The sequence below is a fragment of the Candidatus Allofontibacter sp. genome (assembly GCF_038145245.1).
In the GTDB taxonomy this organism is placed as follows: Bacteria; Pseudomonadota; Alphaproteobacteria; order Pelagibacterales; family Pelagibacteraceae; genus Fontibacterium.
Window position 1 is genome coordinate 40,866 of record NZ_JAYQPI010000004.1, and the last position, 15,701, is coordinate 56,566.

The following is a 15,701-nucleotide window of genomic DNA, read 5'->3' on the forward strand; positions in this document are numbered from 1 at the left end:
AATCTATGTCTGATACTAGAAAATTTAAAATAGGAAAACCAATCTTAGAAGTAAAAAATATAACATTATCTTTCGGTGGAGTTAAGGCGATCACCAATATTTCTTTTAATGTTTTAGAACACGAAATAAGAGCAATTATTGGCCCTAATGGAGCAGGTAAAAGCTCAATGCTTAATTGTATTAATGGGATTTATAAACCTCAAGAAGGTAAAATATTTTTTAAAGGAGAGGAATTAAACACTATTACTCCAAATATCATGGCGCAAAAAGGAATTTCAAGAACATTTCAAAATTTAGCTCTTTTTAAAAGAATGTCAGTTTTAGATAATATTTTAGTTGGAAGAAAACTTCACAGCAAATCAAATTTTGTTGAGGTTGCTCTTCAGTTCCCAAGATTTTTAAAAGAAGAAAGAACCAATATAGAAAAGTGTGAAGAGATAATTAAATTTTTAGAAATAGAAGATATTAAGAATACTGAAGTTGCAAAATTACCTTATGGATTGCAAAAAAAAGTGGAATTGGGTCGTGCGTTGGCAACGGAGGCTCCGATATTACTTTTAGACGAGCCAATGGCTGGTATGAATGTCGAAGAGAAAAGAGATATGTGTAGATTTATTTTAAAAGTAAATGATGAGTTTGGAACTACTATAGTTTTAATTGAACATGATATGGGTGTAGTCATGGATATTTCAGATAGAGTAGTAGTTTTAGACTATGGAAAAGTTATTGGAGATGATATTCCAGACGTTGTAAGAAATAATAAAAAAGTAATCGATGCCTATTTAGGAGTAGCTCATGACTGATAGTATTTTATTCTTTTTTGAAGTTTTGGTTGGAGGATTATTGTCAGGAACAATGTATTCGTTAGTCGCTCTTGGTTTTGTTCTTATTTATAAAGCGTCATCAACATTCAATTTTGCACAAGGTGCCATGGTGTTTTTTGCTGTACTTTCATTTGTTGGGTTAATGGAATACGGAGTACCATTCGGTGTAGCCTTTTTTGCAGTTGTTTTTTTAATGATATTAGTAGGTTTAGTAACCGAAAGATTAGTGCTTCGTCCATTAATGAATCAAAGCGAAGATACAATTTTAATGGCAACTATTGGTCTTGGTTTCGTTCTTGAAGGACTTGCTCAAGCAAAATGGGGTGTTGAAGTTAGAAAACTAAGTCTTGGAATTGGAGATTTTCCTATTCCGTGGATTGCAGATAATTTAAAATTGTTTATTAGTGCACTAGATCTAACAGCAGGCTTAGTTGCTTTTAGTATGATTGTGCTTTTAACTCTTTTATTTAAATTTACAAAAATTGGTCTTGGTTTAAGAGCAGTTGCAGATGACCCAGGAGCAGCTAGCTCTATAGGAATTCCTTTAAAGCATATCATGTTATTAGTTTGGTCTGCAGCAGGAGTTGTTGCATTAGTTGCTGGAATGATGTGGGGAGCAAGAGCAGGAGTTCAATTTGCTTTAATTGAATTAGCATTAAAAGCTTTGCCAGTTTTAATTATTGGAGGATTTTCATCGATTCCAGGGGCAATTGTTGGAGGTTTGCTTGTGGGAGCAGTTGAAAAAGTTTTAGAAGTTTATATTGGACCCTACTTTAAAGGTGGAATTGAAGCGTGGGCTCCGTACATGTTATCGATACTATTTTTACTTTATAGACCTGAAGGGCTATTTGGAGAAAAAATAATTAGGAGAGTTTAATTTATGAAACCTGTTTTTATGAGATATACAAAAGCTGATATTATAAACTTTGTCGTTTTATTGGTTATAGGTTTTTTAATTATACCAAATTTTGTTAAAGCTGATTATTGGTATAGTTCCATTTTATTGCCATGGCTGTGTTTAACCATTGCAGCCTTAGGACAAAATATTGTGATGGGTTATACGGGACAATTATCTTTAGGTGCCGCAGGTTTTATGTGTGCAGGAGCGTATGCTTGTTACAATATGATGCTTCGAATTGATGGAATGCCTTTCTTAGTAGCATTAGTTTTATCAGGATTAATCGCAGCATTGCTTGGTATCATATTTGGTTTACCAAGTCTTAGAATTAGAGGAATTTATTTAATGGTTGCAACGTTAGCTTCCCAATTTTTTATTGTTTGGGTTATTGATAAATTTCCTTGGTTTAAAAACTATGACGTCTCTGGATCAACTACTTTTCAAAAAATATTTATAAATGGAGTAGCGTTTACTCAAGGAAAAGAAATGTATCTTCTAGTTTTAGCGATTGTTATTGTTTTAACATTACTCGCTATTAATATGGCAAGAGGTTCTACGGGTAGAAACTGGATGGCAGTTAGAGACATGGATATTGCTGCTGAGTCTATGGGAATTTCTCTTCTAAAAACAAAATTACAAGCGTTTGCAATTAACGCTTTTTTATGTGGTATTTCAGGAGTTTTATTTACTTTTACATATTTAAAAAGTGCTGAACCTTTTGCAGCATTTAACATTAGTTTATCTTTTAAAATTATGTTTATGGCCATTATAGGAGGTTTAGGAACAATTTCTGGTGCATTTATTGGTGCAGCATTTATTTTACTTTTTCCAGTTGTGTTAAACGCTATTGGTAACAACGTATTTCACGGCTTAATAGATGCAACAATCATCAGTTCTATTGAGCAAATCGTATTTGGCGGACTAATTATAACTTTAATGATTTTTGAGCCTTTAGGATTTGCAAAATTATGGGAAACGTTAAAACGAAAAGTAATAAAAACAAAATCTTAATTTATTTCATTACTGTAATTTCTATTATAGTCATTGTCTTAGTAATAGTTTTGCTTTCAACAAGAAAGTCTGCATTAGAAAAATGCGCTGACGCTGGACATATTTATATTTGGGGAGAACAAAATAAAGCTTACGTAAACAAAAGTTTAAAAGAAAAAATGAATGATATTAAAAGTTTTAAAGATTTTCCCTATGCAAGATTATTTGGAATTTGCGATCAAAGTCAAAGACAGTACCCTGAGCAGTTTAAAGAAAAGTGGGGAAGGTAATTTAGTATTATAAACCTACAATTTTACCGTTAATATAATCAATATTCTCTGCAGAAGGCTTTTTAGATAAACCAGGCATAGTCATTATATTTCCGCAAATTATAACTATAAATTCAGCTCCAGCAGAAAAACGTATTTCACGAACTGCAATACTGTGATTTGAAGGAGCGCCCCTTAATTTTGGATCAGTAGAAAAAGAACTTTGGGTTTTTGCAATACAAACTGGAAAATGACCATATCCTGTATCTTGTAAATTCTTAATCTGAGCTTTTACCTTGTCATCCATAGTAACTTCATTTGCTCTATAAATTTTCTTTGCAACTTTATTAATTTTTTCAATTAATGTATCTTTATCCTCATAGACATACTGCATCTTTTGATTAGAATTTTCACATAATTCAATAACTACTTTTGCAAGATCAACAGCACCTTTGCCACCATCACCCCAATGCGAAGAAAGTACAGTTTTGACATTTAATTTTTTCATTCTTTCAAAAATTAATTGAATCTCAGCTGGTGTATCACTGGTAAACTTATTAATAGCTACAACACATGGTAAATTAAAAACTTTAGTCATGTTCTCGACATGACGTTCTAAGTTAACAAGCCCTTTATCAAGAGCTGATAAATCTTCTTTAGTTAAATTAGAAAGTTCAGCGCCACCGTGATATTTTATTGCACGAATAGTTGCAACCAGCACAGTTGCAGAAGGTTGAAGTCCAGATTTTCTACATTTAATATCAATAAACTTTTCAGCACCTAAGTCGGCACCAAAACCAGCTTCGGTAACTACATAGTCTGCAATTTTTAATGCCGCTTTAGTAGCTATTATAGAATTGCAACCATGTGCAATGTTTGCAAAAGGACCACCATGAACAAAGGCCGGATTATTTTCCAAAGTTTGAACTAAATTTGGGGCTAACGCATCTTTTAAAAGTGCGGTCATAGCACCAACAGCCTTTAAATCCTTTGCATGAACTGGCTGATTTTTATTATTATAAGCTACAACAATTTGGCCAATACGTTTTTTTAAATCTTCAAGAGAAGTTGATAGGCAAAAGATTGCCATGATCTCAGATGCTGCAACAATGTCAAAACCACCTTCATGTGGAAAACCTTCTTTTTTTTCATTTAATCCTAAAGTAATTTTACGAAGAGCACGATCATTCATGTCCACAGTACGTTTCCATTGAATAGTTTTGACATCAATTCCTAATTCATTACCGTGATAAATATGATTATCTAACATTGCCGCTAACAAATTATGAGCAGCTGCAATAGCAGCGAAATCACCGGTGAAATGTAAATTTATATCTTCCATTGGCACAATTTGTGCAAGTCCTCCTCCAGCAGCTCCACCTTTGATTCCAAATACTGGACCTAAAGAAGGTTCGCGCAAACAAATCATTGTTTTTTTTCCAATACAATTTAATGCGTCTCCTAATCCTACAGTGGTTGTAGTTTTACCTTCACCTGCAGGAGTTGGACTAATAGCTGTAACTAAGATTAATTTTCCATCTTTTTTATTTTTTAATTTATCTAAATAGGAGAATGATACTTTTGCTTTATAGCGACCATAGTTCTCAAGATCATTTTCATGAATATCCAAACGCTCTTTTGCAATATCAACTATTTTACGCATTTTGGCCTTTTGAGCTATTTCGATATCACTAAGCATATTTTTTTAATTATTTTTTAAGTACCAATGAGATAACAGCGTTTGTAGTTTCTTTAAAGATATTAGAAAAATTAATAGCACTTATTACGTGTATTATTTTCTCTTCTATTAATTGAAATTTATATTTGATAATAGAACATGTTCAATAATTTTTTAAATTATTTTAAATTTTATTAAGAGTTATCCAGAATGATATTAGGGTCAGTTATTGAAAACGATATAAATGAAAAGAGAATAGCAATTTCTCCAGACACAATTAAAAAATACATTTCTCATGGATTTTCTGTACAGTTAGAAAAAGACTTTGGTAAAAATTCAAATATTAGCGATAGTGAGCTACAAAAATTAGGTGCTAAAATATTAACTAAAGATGAAATTTACAAAACTTCAGATATTATTATAAAAATTAATTGTCCTAGCGAATCTGAGATTTCATCAATAAAAGAGGGGGCAGTATTAATTGGTAGTTTTTTTCCTCACTTAAATAAAGATAAAATTAATAAGATATTAAAAAAAAATATAAAAATATTTTCTTTAGAATTACTTCCAAGAATTACTAGAGCTCAATCGATGGATATTTTATCGTCCCAAGCTAATTTAGCTGGTTATAAAGCAGTTATAGATTCAGTTTATGAATTTAATAAGGCAATTCCAATGATGATGACAGCCGCTGGAACTATCACCCCTGCAAAATTTTTTATCGTCGGAGCAGGTGTTGCTGGACTTCAAGCTATTGCTACAGCAAAAAGATTAGGAGGAGTTGTGTCAGCAACAGATGTAAGACTTGCCTCTAAGGAGCAGGTCGAAAGTTTGGGTGGAAAATTTATTTTTGCCGAAAGTTCAAAAAATTTAGAAACAAGCGGTGGTTATGCAAAAGAACTAGATGCTGAAGACAAAAAAAAACAAGAAGAATTGTTAAAAATCACAATTAAAAATCAAGACATTGTTATCTGCACTGCATTAATTCCTGGAAAACAAGCTCCAAGAATTATTTCAGAAGAGATGGTTAAATCAATGAAGAGTGGTTCAGTGATTTGTGATTTAGCTGTAGAGCAAGGTGGCAACTCAGCATTTTCTGAGCCAGGAAAAGTTGTTGTTATAAATGGAGTCAAAATTATAGGGTATAAAAATTTTCCAAGCAGAATTTCAGAAAGCGCTTCTATTTTATTAGCAAAAAATATATTAAATTTTTTAGAGATTATTTATGACAAGGTTCAAAAAAAATTAAAGATTGATGAAAATGATGAAATTATTAAAGCAGTTTATATTAATAAGGAGATTAATTAATGGAAATTGACCCAATTATTTTTAGATTTGCTATTTTTATCTTATCTATTTTTGTAGGTTATTATGTGGTGTGGAGTGTAACCCCAGCTTTGCATACACCTTTAATGTCAGTGACTAATGCAATTTCGTCAGTAATTATTGTAGGAGCTTTGGTTGCAGTAGGATTGTCTCCTATTACACAAGGATTTTTTGCGAAGTTTCCAGGAATTCTTGGAATTTTACTTGCATCAGTTAATATTTTTGGCGGCTTTTTGGTAACCCAACGAATGCTAAAAATGTATAAAAAAAATAAAAAGAAATGATCTCAGCAAATATTACTGCAACATTGTACCTAGTAACTGGCATACTATTTATTATGGCTCTTAGAGGACTTTCTTCTCCTGAAACTTCAAGAACTGGAAATTTTTTTGGAATTTTAGGTATGTCGCTTGCAATAATTGTAACGCTTTTATCTCTTGGCGACATTAATCAAATTAAAGAAAATATTTTTTATATTTTAGTTCCAATTATTATTGGTGGATTAATAGGTGGATTAATAGCGTTTAGAGTATCCATGACAGCAATGCCGCAATTAGTTGCAGGTTTTCATAGTTTAGTAGGTCTTTCAGCGGTTCTTGTTGGAATTGTAGCATTTTATAACCCCTCATCATTTGGAATAGGACAAGTTGGGAATATTAAAATTCTATCTTTAATCGAAATGTCTTTAGGAATAGCGATTGGAGCAATCACATTTTCCGGTTCTTGTATTGCTTTTTTAAAACTTCAAGGCTTGATGTCTGGAAGTCCAATAATATTTAAAGGGCAACACTTTATAAATTTATTTATAGGATTGTTAATAATTTTTTTAATATTTTCTTTCACAAAATTACAATCTGAAAATTTATTTTGGGCAATTATAATTATTTCAACCCTAATTGGTTTTTTAATTATTATTCCAATAGGAGGAGCGGACATGCCAGTAGTTGTTTCGATGTTAAATTCTTACTCTGGTTGGGCGGCCGCTGGTATAGGGTTTACCTTAGAAAATATTGCTCTTATTATTACAGGTGCCTTAGTTGGATCTTCTGGCGCCATCCTTTCTTATATTATGTGTAAAGGAATGAATCGTTCGTTATTTAATGTTATTCTTGGTGGTTTTGGTGGCGATACCTCTACTGCAGCAGTTCAAAAAAATACTAAGCCTGTAAAACAAGGAGGGGCAGATGATGCGGCCTTTTTAATGAAAAATGCTTCTTCAGTTATTATTGTTCCAGGTTATGGAATGGCAGTCGCACAAGCTCAACACGCTCTTCGCGAAATGGCAGATAAATTAAAAAAATTAGGTGTAAGAGTTTCTTATGCAATTCATCCTGTTGCCGGGAGAATGCCTGGGCATATGAATGTTTTGTTAGCCGAGGCAAATGTACCTTATGATGAAGTATTTGAACTTGAAAATATAAATAATGATTTTTCAAATACAGATGTCGCATTCGTAATTGGAGCAAATGACGTAACTAATCCAGCAGCTAAAACTGATCCAAAAAGCCCAATTTTTGGAATGCCCATATTAGACGTTGATAAATCAAAATCTGTTTTATTTGTAAAAAGGGGAATGGCAGCTGGGTATGCTGGGGTGGATAATGAACTTTTTTATAAAGATAATACTCTAATGCTTTTTGCTGATGCAAAAAAAATGGTTGAAGACATAATCAAAAATCTTGATTAAGTAATAATTTATTCCCCCGTATTAATAAGTCCGCCTCGTTTTCGTGCTCCTTCAAAAGATACTAAAAAGACTACAACTGCAATAAATGCATACACAACATTTAAAGCTAGAGATTTTAAATAATAGGTACCGTTAAAACTATTATTAAATAAAATTTCCCGCATTCCTTCAAAAACATAAGTTTGTGGAAACGATAATGAAAGCCATCTAATCCATTCAGGCAATGTTTCAACGGGATAATAAACAGCACTCAATGGAGCCAATGTAAAAATAGCTCCCCAAGCCAGGCTTTCAGCAGAGACGCCAAATCGAATAATTGCTGCAATAATAAATATTCCTAGTATCCATCCTGTCATTAACAAGCTTGTAAAAAACATCATAAGACTCAACCCCATTTGAAATAAAGAAAATGAATAGAGTGGTATTGCAAGTAGAGCTGCTGGAATGATTGCAATTATTGTTCTTATAAAACTTATAGTCATTAACGATAAAACCATTTCTAATGGTTTAAGAGGACTGACGAATAACTGTCCAAGGTTTCTTGACCATATTTCCTCTAAAAAGGATAAAGAAAAACCTAATTGACTTCTAAACAATACATCCCACAACAAAACTCCCGCAATTAATACACCACCAATTTGTATGGCGGTGTCATTAGAGTTTGTTAAGTATTTTGAAATTAATCCCCATAATATCATTTGAAATGTTGGCCAATACATGAGTTCTAAAATTCTAGGAAAAGAAGTTTTTATTAAATAAAAATATCTAACAACTAATGCAAAAATTCTAATTAAAGACTTCATGAATTATTTTTATCCCTTGCGATTTTAAGAAATACATCTTCTAATTTTTTTTTCCCATATTTTTTTAATAGACTGTTAGGAGATCCTTGATCTGTAATTTTTCCATTCTTCATCATAATTATCGTGTCACAAAGTCTAGTAACCTCTTCCATATTATGACTAGCCAGAATAATTGCTGTATTGTGATTTTTACAAAATTTTTCAAAAAAAGTCCTAACGCGATCAGCGGTATCTGGATCTAATGAGGCAGTAGGCTCATCTAAAAATAATATTTCCGGATCATTAATTACTGCTTTACCCAAAGATACTCTGGTTTTTTGACCAGAAGAAAGCTCACCCACTTTAGTATCAAGCAAACTTTCAAAACCTAATTCTTTTGCAACACTTTTAATTTTTTTATTTATATTTTTAATTCCATATAACATTCCGTAGACAAGCAAATTTTGTTTTACAGTTAATTTTTTTGGTAAATCTACATAAGGAGATGAAAAATTTATTTTGTTTAAGATTTTATGTCTATCGACAGAGATATTTGTTGATAATATTTTAATACTTCCCGAGGTTGGAGTTAACAATCCTAACAGCATTGTTATTGTAGTTGTTTTTCCAGCTCCATTCGCACCCAAGATTCCTTTTATTTCACCTCGTTTTAAATCAAAGGAAATATTGTTTACTGCATAATGATTTTTAAATTTTTTTGATAGATTTCTAACTTCTATAATATTTTCACTCATAATATGCAGCTCTTCTTAGTCTATCATTGATTGCTTTGCCTAAATCTTTATTTGGTATTTTATTAACACTTATAGATCTAAATTTTTTATTTTTAATAACTCTTAAAATATTAAAGAAATTTTTAGCAGCTTCTTTTAAATTACCTCTGGTACTTAAGTTAAAAGTACTTTGATTATTATAGTTTGTATTACCAAAAGTAATTAATGCACCATTTCTAGCAGCCTTTTCTCTATTCAAATAAATTGGCATGCCAGGTGAATAGTGAAGGCCAGTTAGTCCAGGTGATTTAATAATTTTATTTTTATTATGAGCTAATTTAATTTTAAAAAATTTTTCAATAATTTCAGAGGATACTCCACCTTCTCTTAATATTTTGGGTTTAGTTGTTAAGTCTATAACTGTTGATTCAATACCAATTTTACTAACTCCACCATCAATAATTATTTTAATATTGGCGCCAAATTCTTCCGCAACATGTTTTGCAGTTGTCGGACTTAAAGATTTTGATTTATTTGCACTTGGAGCAGCTAGCGGAAATTTTAGAATATCTAATAATTTAGTTATGTTTTTTTCACTAGGGATTCTTACAGCAATTGTATCAAGATTCTTATTTGCGAGTTTTGATATTTTAGAACTTATTCTTCTTTTTAAAACATAAGTTAAAGGTCCCGGTGAAAACTTTTTAACAAGTTTTAAAAAATTTTTATTAATTATGGCTTCTTTTTTTATTTGTTTAATATTCCTAAAGTGAATAATTAAAGGATTATTACTTGGTCGTTTTTTTAATAAAAAAATCTTTTTTACTGCCTTAGTATTGTAAGCATTAGCTGCAAGACCATAGACAGTTTCAGTTGGAACTGCAACTACATCTCCTTTTTCTAGGGCAATCTTAGCTTTGTTTAAATTATTTTTTGTGGGTTTATAAATATTTGAATAGATATTTTTCATTAATTATTTAATATAAATGAGTAATTCTAAAAAAAATACTTATATGAAAAAATCTAATATTTCTCCAGATATTGCAAAACTGTCCTTTGAGGAAGCATTAGAACAGCTAGAAGATATTGTTAGTAAGCTAGAGGATGGGTCTATTAATTTAGAAGAGTCTATTGAAGAATATACGCGGGGCGTTCATCTTAAAAATCATTGTGAAAATAAATTAAAGGAAGCAACATTAAAAGTAGAACAAATTATTATTGATAAAGACGGTAAATTTTCAACTAAGGAATTTAATAAAAATTCCTAAGAATGAAAAACACTGAGAAGCAAATTCTAAAAGTCGCTAATCATGTTGATATCTTTCTTAAAAATTATCTAAGGAAGCAATCGCAAAAGAGTAAACTATACGAAGCATTGAAGTATGGACTTTTCTCAGGTGGCAAGAAATTTAGATCTTATTTAATAGTCACCTCAGGAAAACTCTTTAATTTAAATTATAAAAAACTGATCGCTGTTGGAGCAGCTGTCGAGTGCATACACTCATATTCATTAATTCATGATGATCTTCCAAGTATGGATGACGATGATTATAGAAGAGGAAAAAAAAGTACCCATAAAGTTTTTGGAGAAGCGACTGCAATTTTAGCAGGCAACTCTTTGCTTACACTTGCCTTTGAAATTTTAAGCTCAAATAATATTAGCATTAATGCCAAATCAAAAATAAATTTAATTAACGCATTAGCATCTTCAGCAGGGTATGCTGGTATTGCTGGAGGTCAATTTTTAGATCTTAAATTTGAAAAGATGAGAGTAAATAAAAATTTAATTATTGATATGCAAAATAAAAAGACAGGCGAATTGATTAGTTTTTGTACAGAAAGTGTTGCAATTTTGGCAAATAAGAATTTACAGAGAAAATTTTTAAAAAAAATTGGATTGAGTATAGGTCTTCTTTTTCAAATTACAGATGATCTTTTAGATTTATACGGAGATAAAAATAAAACTGGCAAACCTACAAGAAGAGATAAACAAAAAGGTAAAGCAACAATTATTAAAAGTCTTGGCATAAATAAAACTATTGAATTTTGTTATGAGCTTTTAGATGAAATTACTGAAAAATTAAAAAATAAATATGGATCAAGAGCTGATAGATTGATAGATTCTGTCAATTTTTTACTAAGAAGAGATCATTAATGTTGAATACCCCGTTATTAGATAAAATTAAAAACCCTCAAGATTTAAAAAAGTTAGAAGTTTCTCAACTTAAAACTTTAGCTGATGAATTAAGATTAGAATTAATTGATGCAGTCTCAGTAACAGGAGGGCATCTTGGTGCCGGCCTTGGTGTTGTTGAATTAACTATTGCAATTCATTATCTTTTTGACACTCCTAATGACAGATTGGTTTGGGATGTAGGTCATCAAGCTTATCCACATAAAATTTTAACAGAGCGAAGAGATAAAATTAGAACTCTAAGAAAAGGTAAGGGGTTATCTGGATTTACAAAAAGATCTGAAAGTATTTATGATCCATTTGGCGCGGCACACAGTTCAACTTCTATATCAGCATCATTAGGAATGGCCGTTGCAAGAGATTTGGACGATAGAAATAACAATGTGATAGCCGTCATTGGGGATGGAGCCATGAGTGCAGGAATGGCTTATGAAGCCATGAATAATGCAGGTTCAATGAAATCTAGATTAATTGTTATTTTAAATGATAACGATATGTCTATCGCTCCTCCAGTGGGTGCAATGAGATCATATCTTGCAAAATTACTTTCAGGAAAAACTTATATAGGATTTAGAGGTTTTTTAAAAAAAATTGCATCATTGTTTCCAAAATCAATCAAATCAAGAGCTGCACGATTTGAGGAGTATTTTAGAGGTCTGGCAGTTGGAGGGACTTTATTTGACGAGCTTGGATTTTATTATGTAGGAACTATCGATGGACATGATTTTAATCAGTTAATTCCAGTGTTAAAAAATGTAAGAGACTCAAAACATAGTGGACCATTTTTAGTTCACGTTATCACACAAAAAGGAAAGGGTTATAAGCCAGCAGAAACTTCAGAGGATAAGTTTCATGGGGTTAATAAATTTGATGTCATTACAGGAACGCAAGTAAAACTTACATCTAATGCACCGACATTTACAAAGGTTTATGGTGAAACTCTTACGAAACATGGAGAAATAGATAATAAAATTGTTGCAATTACAGGAGCAATGCCTTCAGGAACAGGGGTAGATATTTTTGCAAAAAAATTTCCAAAACGTACATTTGATGTTGGTATTGCAGAGCAGCACGCAGTAACTTTCGCAGCAGGACTTGCTACAGAAGGATACAAACCCTTCGCAACAATTTACTCAACATTTTTACAAAGAGCTTATGATCAAGTAGTTCATGATGTTGCAATTCAATGTCTCCCAGTAAGATTTGCAATTGATAGAGCGGGTTTAGTAGGCGCAGATGGTCCAACACACGCAGGTTCATTTGATATTACTTATCTTGCAACACTTCCAAATTTTATAGTAATGGCACCAAGCGATGAAGCAGAATTAGTTAGAATGATTAATACTGCTGTTACAATAAACGATAGGCCTTCAGCATTTAGATATCCAAGAGGAAATGGTTATGGAGTTAATCTTCCAAATATTAATGAAGTATTAGAAATAGGAAAAGGAAGAGTAATCAAAAAAGGAAATAAAATTTGCTTATTAAGTTTAGGGACAAGATTACATGAATGCGTTAAAGCAGCTCAGCAATTAGATGCAAAAGGAATATTTACAACAGTTATTGATGCAAGATTTGCAAAACCATTAGATGAAGAGTTAATTTTAGAGACTGTAAAAAATCACGAAGTATTAATTACAATTGAAGAAGGGTCTATAGGTGGATTTGGTTCCCATGTTTCGCATTTATTAGCAGAGAGTGGAGTTTTTGATAAAGGGTTAAAATTTAGATCTATGATCTTACCAGATGTTTTTATCGATCAAGATAAACCAGAAAGAATGTATGATGTTGCAGAGCTTAATGCTTCGCACATATCTAAAAAAGCTCTAGATGTTTTTTTTGGTGAGAAAACTTTATCTAGATCAATAAAGTAATTAGAAGATTTGATGTGAACCATTCAAATCAATTAAATTTCGATACAATTATTGTTGGCGCTGGAAGCGCAGGGTGTTTACTTGCAAATCGTTTGTCTAAAGACTCAAATCATCGAGTTTTATTAATTGAGGCAGGCGGAGAAGATAACTGGTTTTGGATTAAAATACCCGTTGGCTATTTATTTACTATTACAAACCCTAGAACTGATTGGTGTTTTAAAACTGAATGTGATCCTGGATTAAATGGAAGATCGATCCATTATGCAAGAGGAAGAGTTGTTGGTGGGTCCTCATCAATTAATGCAATGATTTATATGCGAGGTCAATCTGGTGATTACAATCATTGGGCTAAAGTTACAGGAGATGAAAATTGGAATTGGAAAAATGTATTAGAGACACATAAATTAATAGAAAATTATTTTGATGGAGCGAATGAGTGGCATGGAGACAAAGGAGAGATCCGAGTTGAAAAACCAAGAGTAAAATGGAAAATTTTAGATGCTTGGCAAAAGGCTGCAAGTGAACAAGGCATTCCTTCAATTCCAGAGTTTAATAGAGGCGATAATTTTGGCTCTGCATATTTTCATGTAAATCAAAAAAAAGGTGTGCGTTGGTCTATGGCAGATGCTTTTTTACATCCTATTCGAGATAGAAAAAATTTAACTGTAATGACACAAACTCAAGTTTTAAAAATCCTTACAAAAAACATTTCAGACACGACAAGAAATCAAAAATGTTATCAAACTAAAGCATGGGCCAATTCTAAAAATGAAGTTTATGGACTAGAAATATTAAATCAAAACAATAAAAAAATAGTTACGGCAAAGAATGAAGTTATTCTAGCTTCGGGGGCTATAAGCTCTCCACATTTATTACAAATTTCAGGAATAGGATCATCAGATTATCTGAAGTCTATAGGAGTAAATCCTGTTTTAAATTTAAAAGGAGTTGGAGAAAATTTACAAGATCACTTGCAAATTAGATCAGTTTATCAGGTTTCAAATTGTAAGACTGTAAATACATTATATAAAAATTTAATAACTCGAGTTGGAATGGCTTTGCAGTATGCCATATTTAGATCAGGACCTCTTACCATGCCACCTTCTACATTAGGTGCATTCGCAAAAAGCGACTCCAGTCAAGCAAGCGCAAATATGGAATGGCATGTTCAACCCTTATCCCTTCCTAAATTTGGAGAAAATTTACATCCTTATAACGCCATTACTCCAAGCGTTTGTAATTTAAGACCAACTTCTAGAGGATGGATTAGAGCTGTAAGTCCAGATCCAATGAATTATCCAAAAATATTTTGTAATTATTTATCTACAGAAGAAGATCTTAAAGTTGCAGTTATAGGTTTAAAAAAAACACGAGAGATTATGCATAGTAAATCTTTAGAGCCATTTAGTCCAAAAGAGATTCTTCCAGGAGAAAATATTCAAACAAACAATGATTTAATAAATGCTGCAAGAAATTTAGGAACAACTATTTTTCATCCAGTTGGAACTTGTGCTATGGGAAAAATAGATAGTAATGGAGTTGCGGAAAATGAACTAACAGTTCTCGATTCAAATTGCCGAGTTAGAGGAATATCGCGTTTGAGAGTAGTAGATGCATCTTCAATGCCAACAATTACTTCAGGTAATACTAATGCCCCTGTAATGGTTATTGCAGAAACAGTTGCTAGGGAGATTTTATCTAATATTTAGAGTTATTAACATACACTCTTTAAAGTAGAAAATTTGATTCAAAATGGAATCAAAATGGAATCAAAACGAGAACATCTGAACTTTGAATTAAGAGATATCCACAGCAAACTTCTTTAAAGTGTCCATGGGTATGACTTCCAAGGTCTTTAAATGAGTTCTTCTAAGATAGATTTTACATCCGTGTCCAGCGTCAATTGCCCGTTTTACCCAACTTGCACAAACACACCAATTATCTCCATCTTTTAAACCTTCAAATCCAAACTCAGGATGAGGCGTAATTAAATCATTACCGTTTTCTTTGCACCAATTTAGAAAGTCACTATTAACTTTTGCGCAGACACAGTGCATTCCAACATCTGTTTTATCTGTGTTGCACGAACCATCTCTAAACCAACCGGTTACTGGATTCATAGAACAAGGCTCAATATCTTCACCTAGTACGTTTTTTTGTTTTGGAATTTTATTCATGTTTAAAAACGTTTGCAATTTTTTCATCAATGGTTGCATTAAATGAAAATGATCTTCGTTCATCACCTGATTGAAAAGGGTAAGCAGTGTGCATTAAGTAGTTTGGAAATAAGATCATATCGCCAACTTTTGGTATATGATTATAAATACTTTTATTTAAAAAATTTCTTGATCCATGAATAAAATCAATTGTGCCATGGGTTTTTAAATTGTGTTTGTGAGTTCTTATATCTTCATTTAGAGATTTTGGAACTTTAAGATAACCAAC

General features: G+C 31.8%; 17 protein-coding genes. 11 read left to right on the top strand and 6 right to left on the bottom strand.

The window, feature by feature from the left end; genetic code table 11:
- Positions 1-5 precede the first annotated feature (5 nt).
- From AC8IGH_RS01615 to AC8IGH_RS01630, 4 genes are read left to right on the top strand one after another with little or no spacing between them, the layout of a single operon-like run.
- Positions 6-803, top strand: a complete 798-nt coding sequence (locus tag AC8IGH_RS01615) for an ABC transporter ATP-binding protein (RefSeq protein ID WP_507418986.1) — start codon at positions 6-8, stop codon at positions 801-803.
- Positions 796-1,701 (top strand): branched-chain amino acid ABC transporter permease, encoded by a 906-nt coding sequence (locus AC8IGH_RS01620; protein ID WP_507418971.1) that lies wholly within the window; start codon positions 796-798, stop codon positions 1,699-1,701. Before AC8IGH_RS01615 ends, AC8IGH_RS01620 begins: the two co-directional genes overlap by 8 nt.
- Positions 1,702-1,704: 3 nt before the next feature.
- Positions 1,705-2,733, top strand: coding sequence for a branched-chain amino acid ABC transporter permease (locus AC8IGH_RS01625; RefSeq protein ID WP_507418972.1), 1,029 nt, complete (start codon positions 1,705-1,707; stop codon positions 2,731-2,733).
- Positions 2,691-3,002 (top strand): hypothetical protein, encoded by a 312-nt coding sequence (locus AC8IGH_RS01630; RefSeq protein WP_507418973.1) that lies wholly within the window; start codon positions 2,691-2,693, stop codon positions 3,000-3,002. The genes AC8IGH_RS01625 and AC8IGH_RS01630 overlap by 43 nt, the downstream gene beginning before the upstream one ends.
- Positions 3,003-3,009: 7 nt before the next feature.
- On the opposite strand, the gene AC8IGH_RS01635 is transcribed toward AC8IGH_RS01630, so the two are convergent.
- Complete coding sequence (locus AC8IGH_RS01635) at positions 3,010-4,680, bottom strand: formate--tetrahydrofolate ligase (RefSeq protein ID WP_507418974.1); 1,671 nt, start codon at positions 4,678-4,680, stop codon at positions 3,010-3,012.
- 189 nt (positions 4,681-4,869) lie between these two features.
- Between AC8IGH_RS01635 and AC8IGH_RS01640 the strand changes: the two genes are divergently transcribed.
- The 3 genes from AC8IGH_RS01640 to AC8IGH_RS01650 are packed head-to-tail and all read left to right on the top strand — an operon-like array spanning position 4,870 to position 7,672.
- Positions 4,870-5,967 carry a Re/Si-specific NAD(P)(+) transhydrogenase subunit alpha gene (locus AC8IGH_RS01640; RefSeq protein ID WP_507418975.1) on the top strand — a complete coding sequence of 366 codons (1,098 nt, stop codon included), beginning with the start codon at positions 4,870-4,872 and terminating at the stop codon, positions 5,965-5,967.
- A complete protein-coding gene (locus AC8IGH_RS01645; RefSeq protein ID WP_507418976.1) occupies positions 5,967-6,269 on the top strand; it encodes a proton-translocating transhydrogenase family protein in 303 nt (100 codons plus the stop codon). The genes AC8IGH_RS01640 and AC8IGH_RS01645 overlap by 1 nt, the downstream gene beginning before the upstream one ends.
- Positions 6,269-7,672, top strand: coding sequence for an NAD(P)(+) transhydrogenase (Re/Si-specific) subunit beta (locus AC8IGH_RS01650; protein WP_507418987.1), 1,404 nt, complete (start codon positions 6,269-6,271; stop codon positions 7,670-7,672). Before AC8IGH_RS01645 ends, AC8IGH_RS01650 begins: the two co-directional genes overlap by 1 nt.
- Before the next feature lie 8 nt (positions 7,673-7,680).
- Here AC8IGH_RS01650 and AC8IGH_RS01655 read toward each other — a convergent pair whose 3' ends face one another.
- Genes AC8IGH_RS01655 through AC8IGH_RS01665 form a run of 3 tightly spaced genes read right to left on the bottom strand, consistent with a single transcriptional unit; the run spans position 7,681 to position 10,158 of the window.
- Positions 7,681-8,475, bottom strand: a complete 795-nt coding sequence (locus AC8IGH_RS01655) for an ABC transporter permease (RefSeq protein WP_507418977.1) — start codon at positions 8,473-8,475, stop codon at positions 7,681-7,683.
- The gene (locus AC8IGH_RS01660) at positions 8,472-9,209 is read right to left on the bottom strand and encodes an ABC transporter ATP-binding protein (protein ID WP_507418978.1); all 738 of its coding nucleotides are present in this window, start codon (positions 9,207-9,209) and stop codon (positions 8,472-8,474) included. Before AC8IGH_RS01660 ends, AC8IGH_RS01655 begins: the two co-directional genes overlap by 4 nt.
- Positions 9,202-10,158 (bottom strand): L-threonylcarbamoyladenylate synthase, encoded by a 957-nt coding sequence (locus AC8IGH_RS01665; RefSeq protein WP_507418979.1) that lies wholly within the window; start codon positions 10,156-10,158, stop codon positions 9,202-9,204. The genes AC8IGH_RS01660 and AC8IGH_RS01665 overlap by 8 nt, the downstream gene beginning before the upstream one ends.
- A gap of 16 nt (positions 10,159-10,174) precedes the next feature.
- Between AC8IGH_RS01665 and AC8IGH_RS01670 the strand changes: the two genes are divergently transcribed.
- The 4 genes from AC8IGH_RS01670 to AC8IGH_RS01685 are packed head-to-tail and all read left to right on the top strand — an operon-like array spanning position 10,175 to position 14,965.
- The gene (locus AC8IGH_RS01670; protein WP_507418980.1) at positions 10,175-10,456 is read left to right on the top strand and encodes an exodeoxyribonuclease VII small subunit; all 282 of its coding nucleotides are present in this window, start codon (positions 10,175-10,177) and stop codon (positions 10,454-10,456) included.
- Between the two features lie 2 nt (positions 10,457-10,458).
- Positions 10,459-11,343, top strand: a complete 885-nt coding sequence (locus AC8IGH_RS01675) for a polyprenyl synthetase family protein (RefSeq protein ID WP_507418981.1) — start codon at positions 10,459-10,461, stop codon at positions 11,341-11,343.
- On the top strand, positions 11,343-13,256 hold the full coding sequence (gene dxs / locus AC8IGH_RS01680) for a 1-deoxy-D-xylulose-5-phosphate synthase (RefSeq protein ID WP_507418982.1): 1,914 nt from the start codon (positions 11,343-11,345) through the stop codon (positions 13,254-13,256). The genes AC8IGH_RS01675 and dxs overlap by 1 nt, the downstream gene beginning before the upstream one ends.
- Positions 13,257-13,270: 14 nt before the next feature.
- Positions 13,271-14,965: a GMC family oxidoreductase gene (locus AC8IGH_RS01685; RefSeq protein ID WP_507418983.1), complete on the top strand. Its 1,695-nt coding sequence runs from the start codon at positions 13,271-13,273 to the stop codon at positions 14,963-14,965.
- Between the two features lie 87 nt (positions 14,966-15,052).
- Here AC8IGH_RS01685 and AC8IGH_RS01690 read toward each other — a convergent pair whose 3' ends face one another.
- Both AC8IGH_RS01690 and AC8IGH_RS01695 read right to left on the bottom strand, forming a co-directional pair.
- Positions 15,053-15,433, bottom strand: a complete 381-nt coding sequence (locus tag AC8IGH_RS01690; RefSeq protein WP_507418984.1) for a DUF2237 family protein — start codon at positions 15,431-15,433, stop codon at positions 15,053-15,055.
- On the bottom strand, positions 15,426-15,701 hold a 276-nt coding region (locus tag AC8IGH_RS01695; protein ID WP_507418985.1), incomplete at its 5' end, for a putative 2OG-Fe(II) oxygenase. The genes AC8IGH_RS01695 and AC8IGH_RS01690, both read right to left, overlap by 8 nt.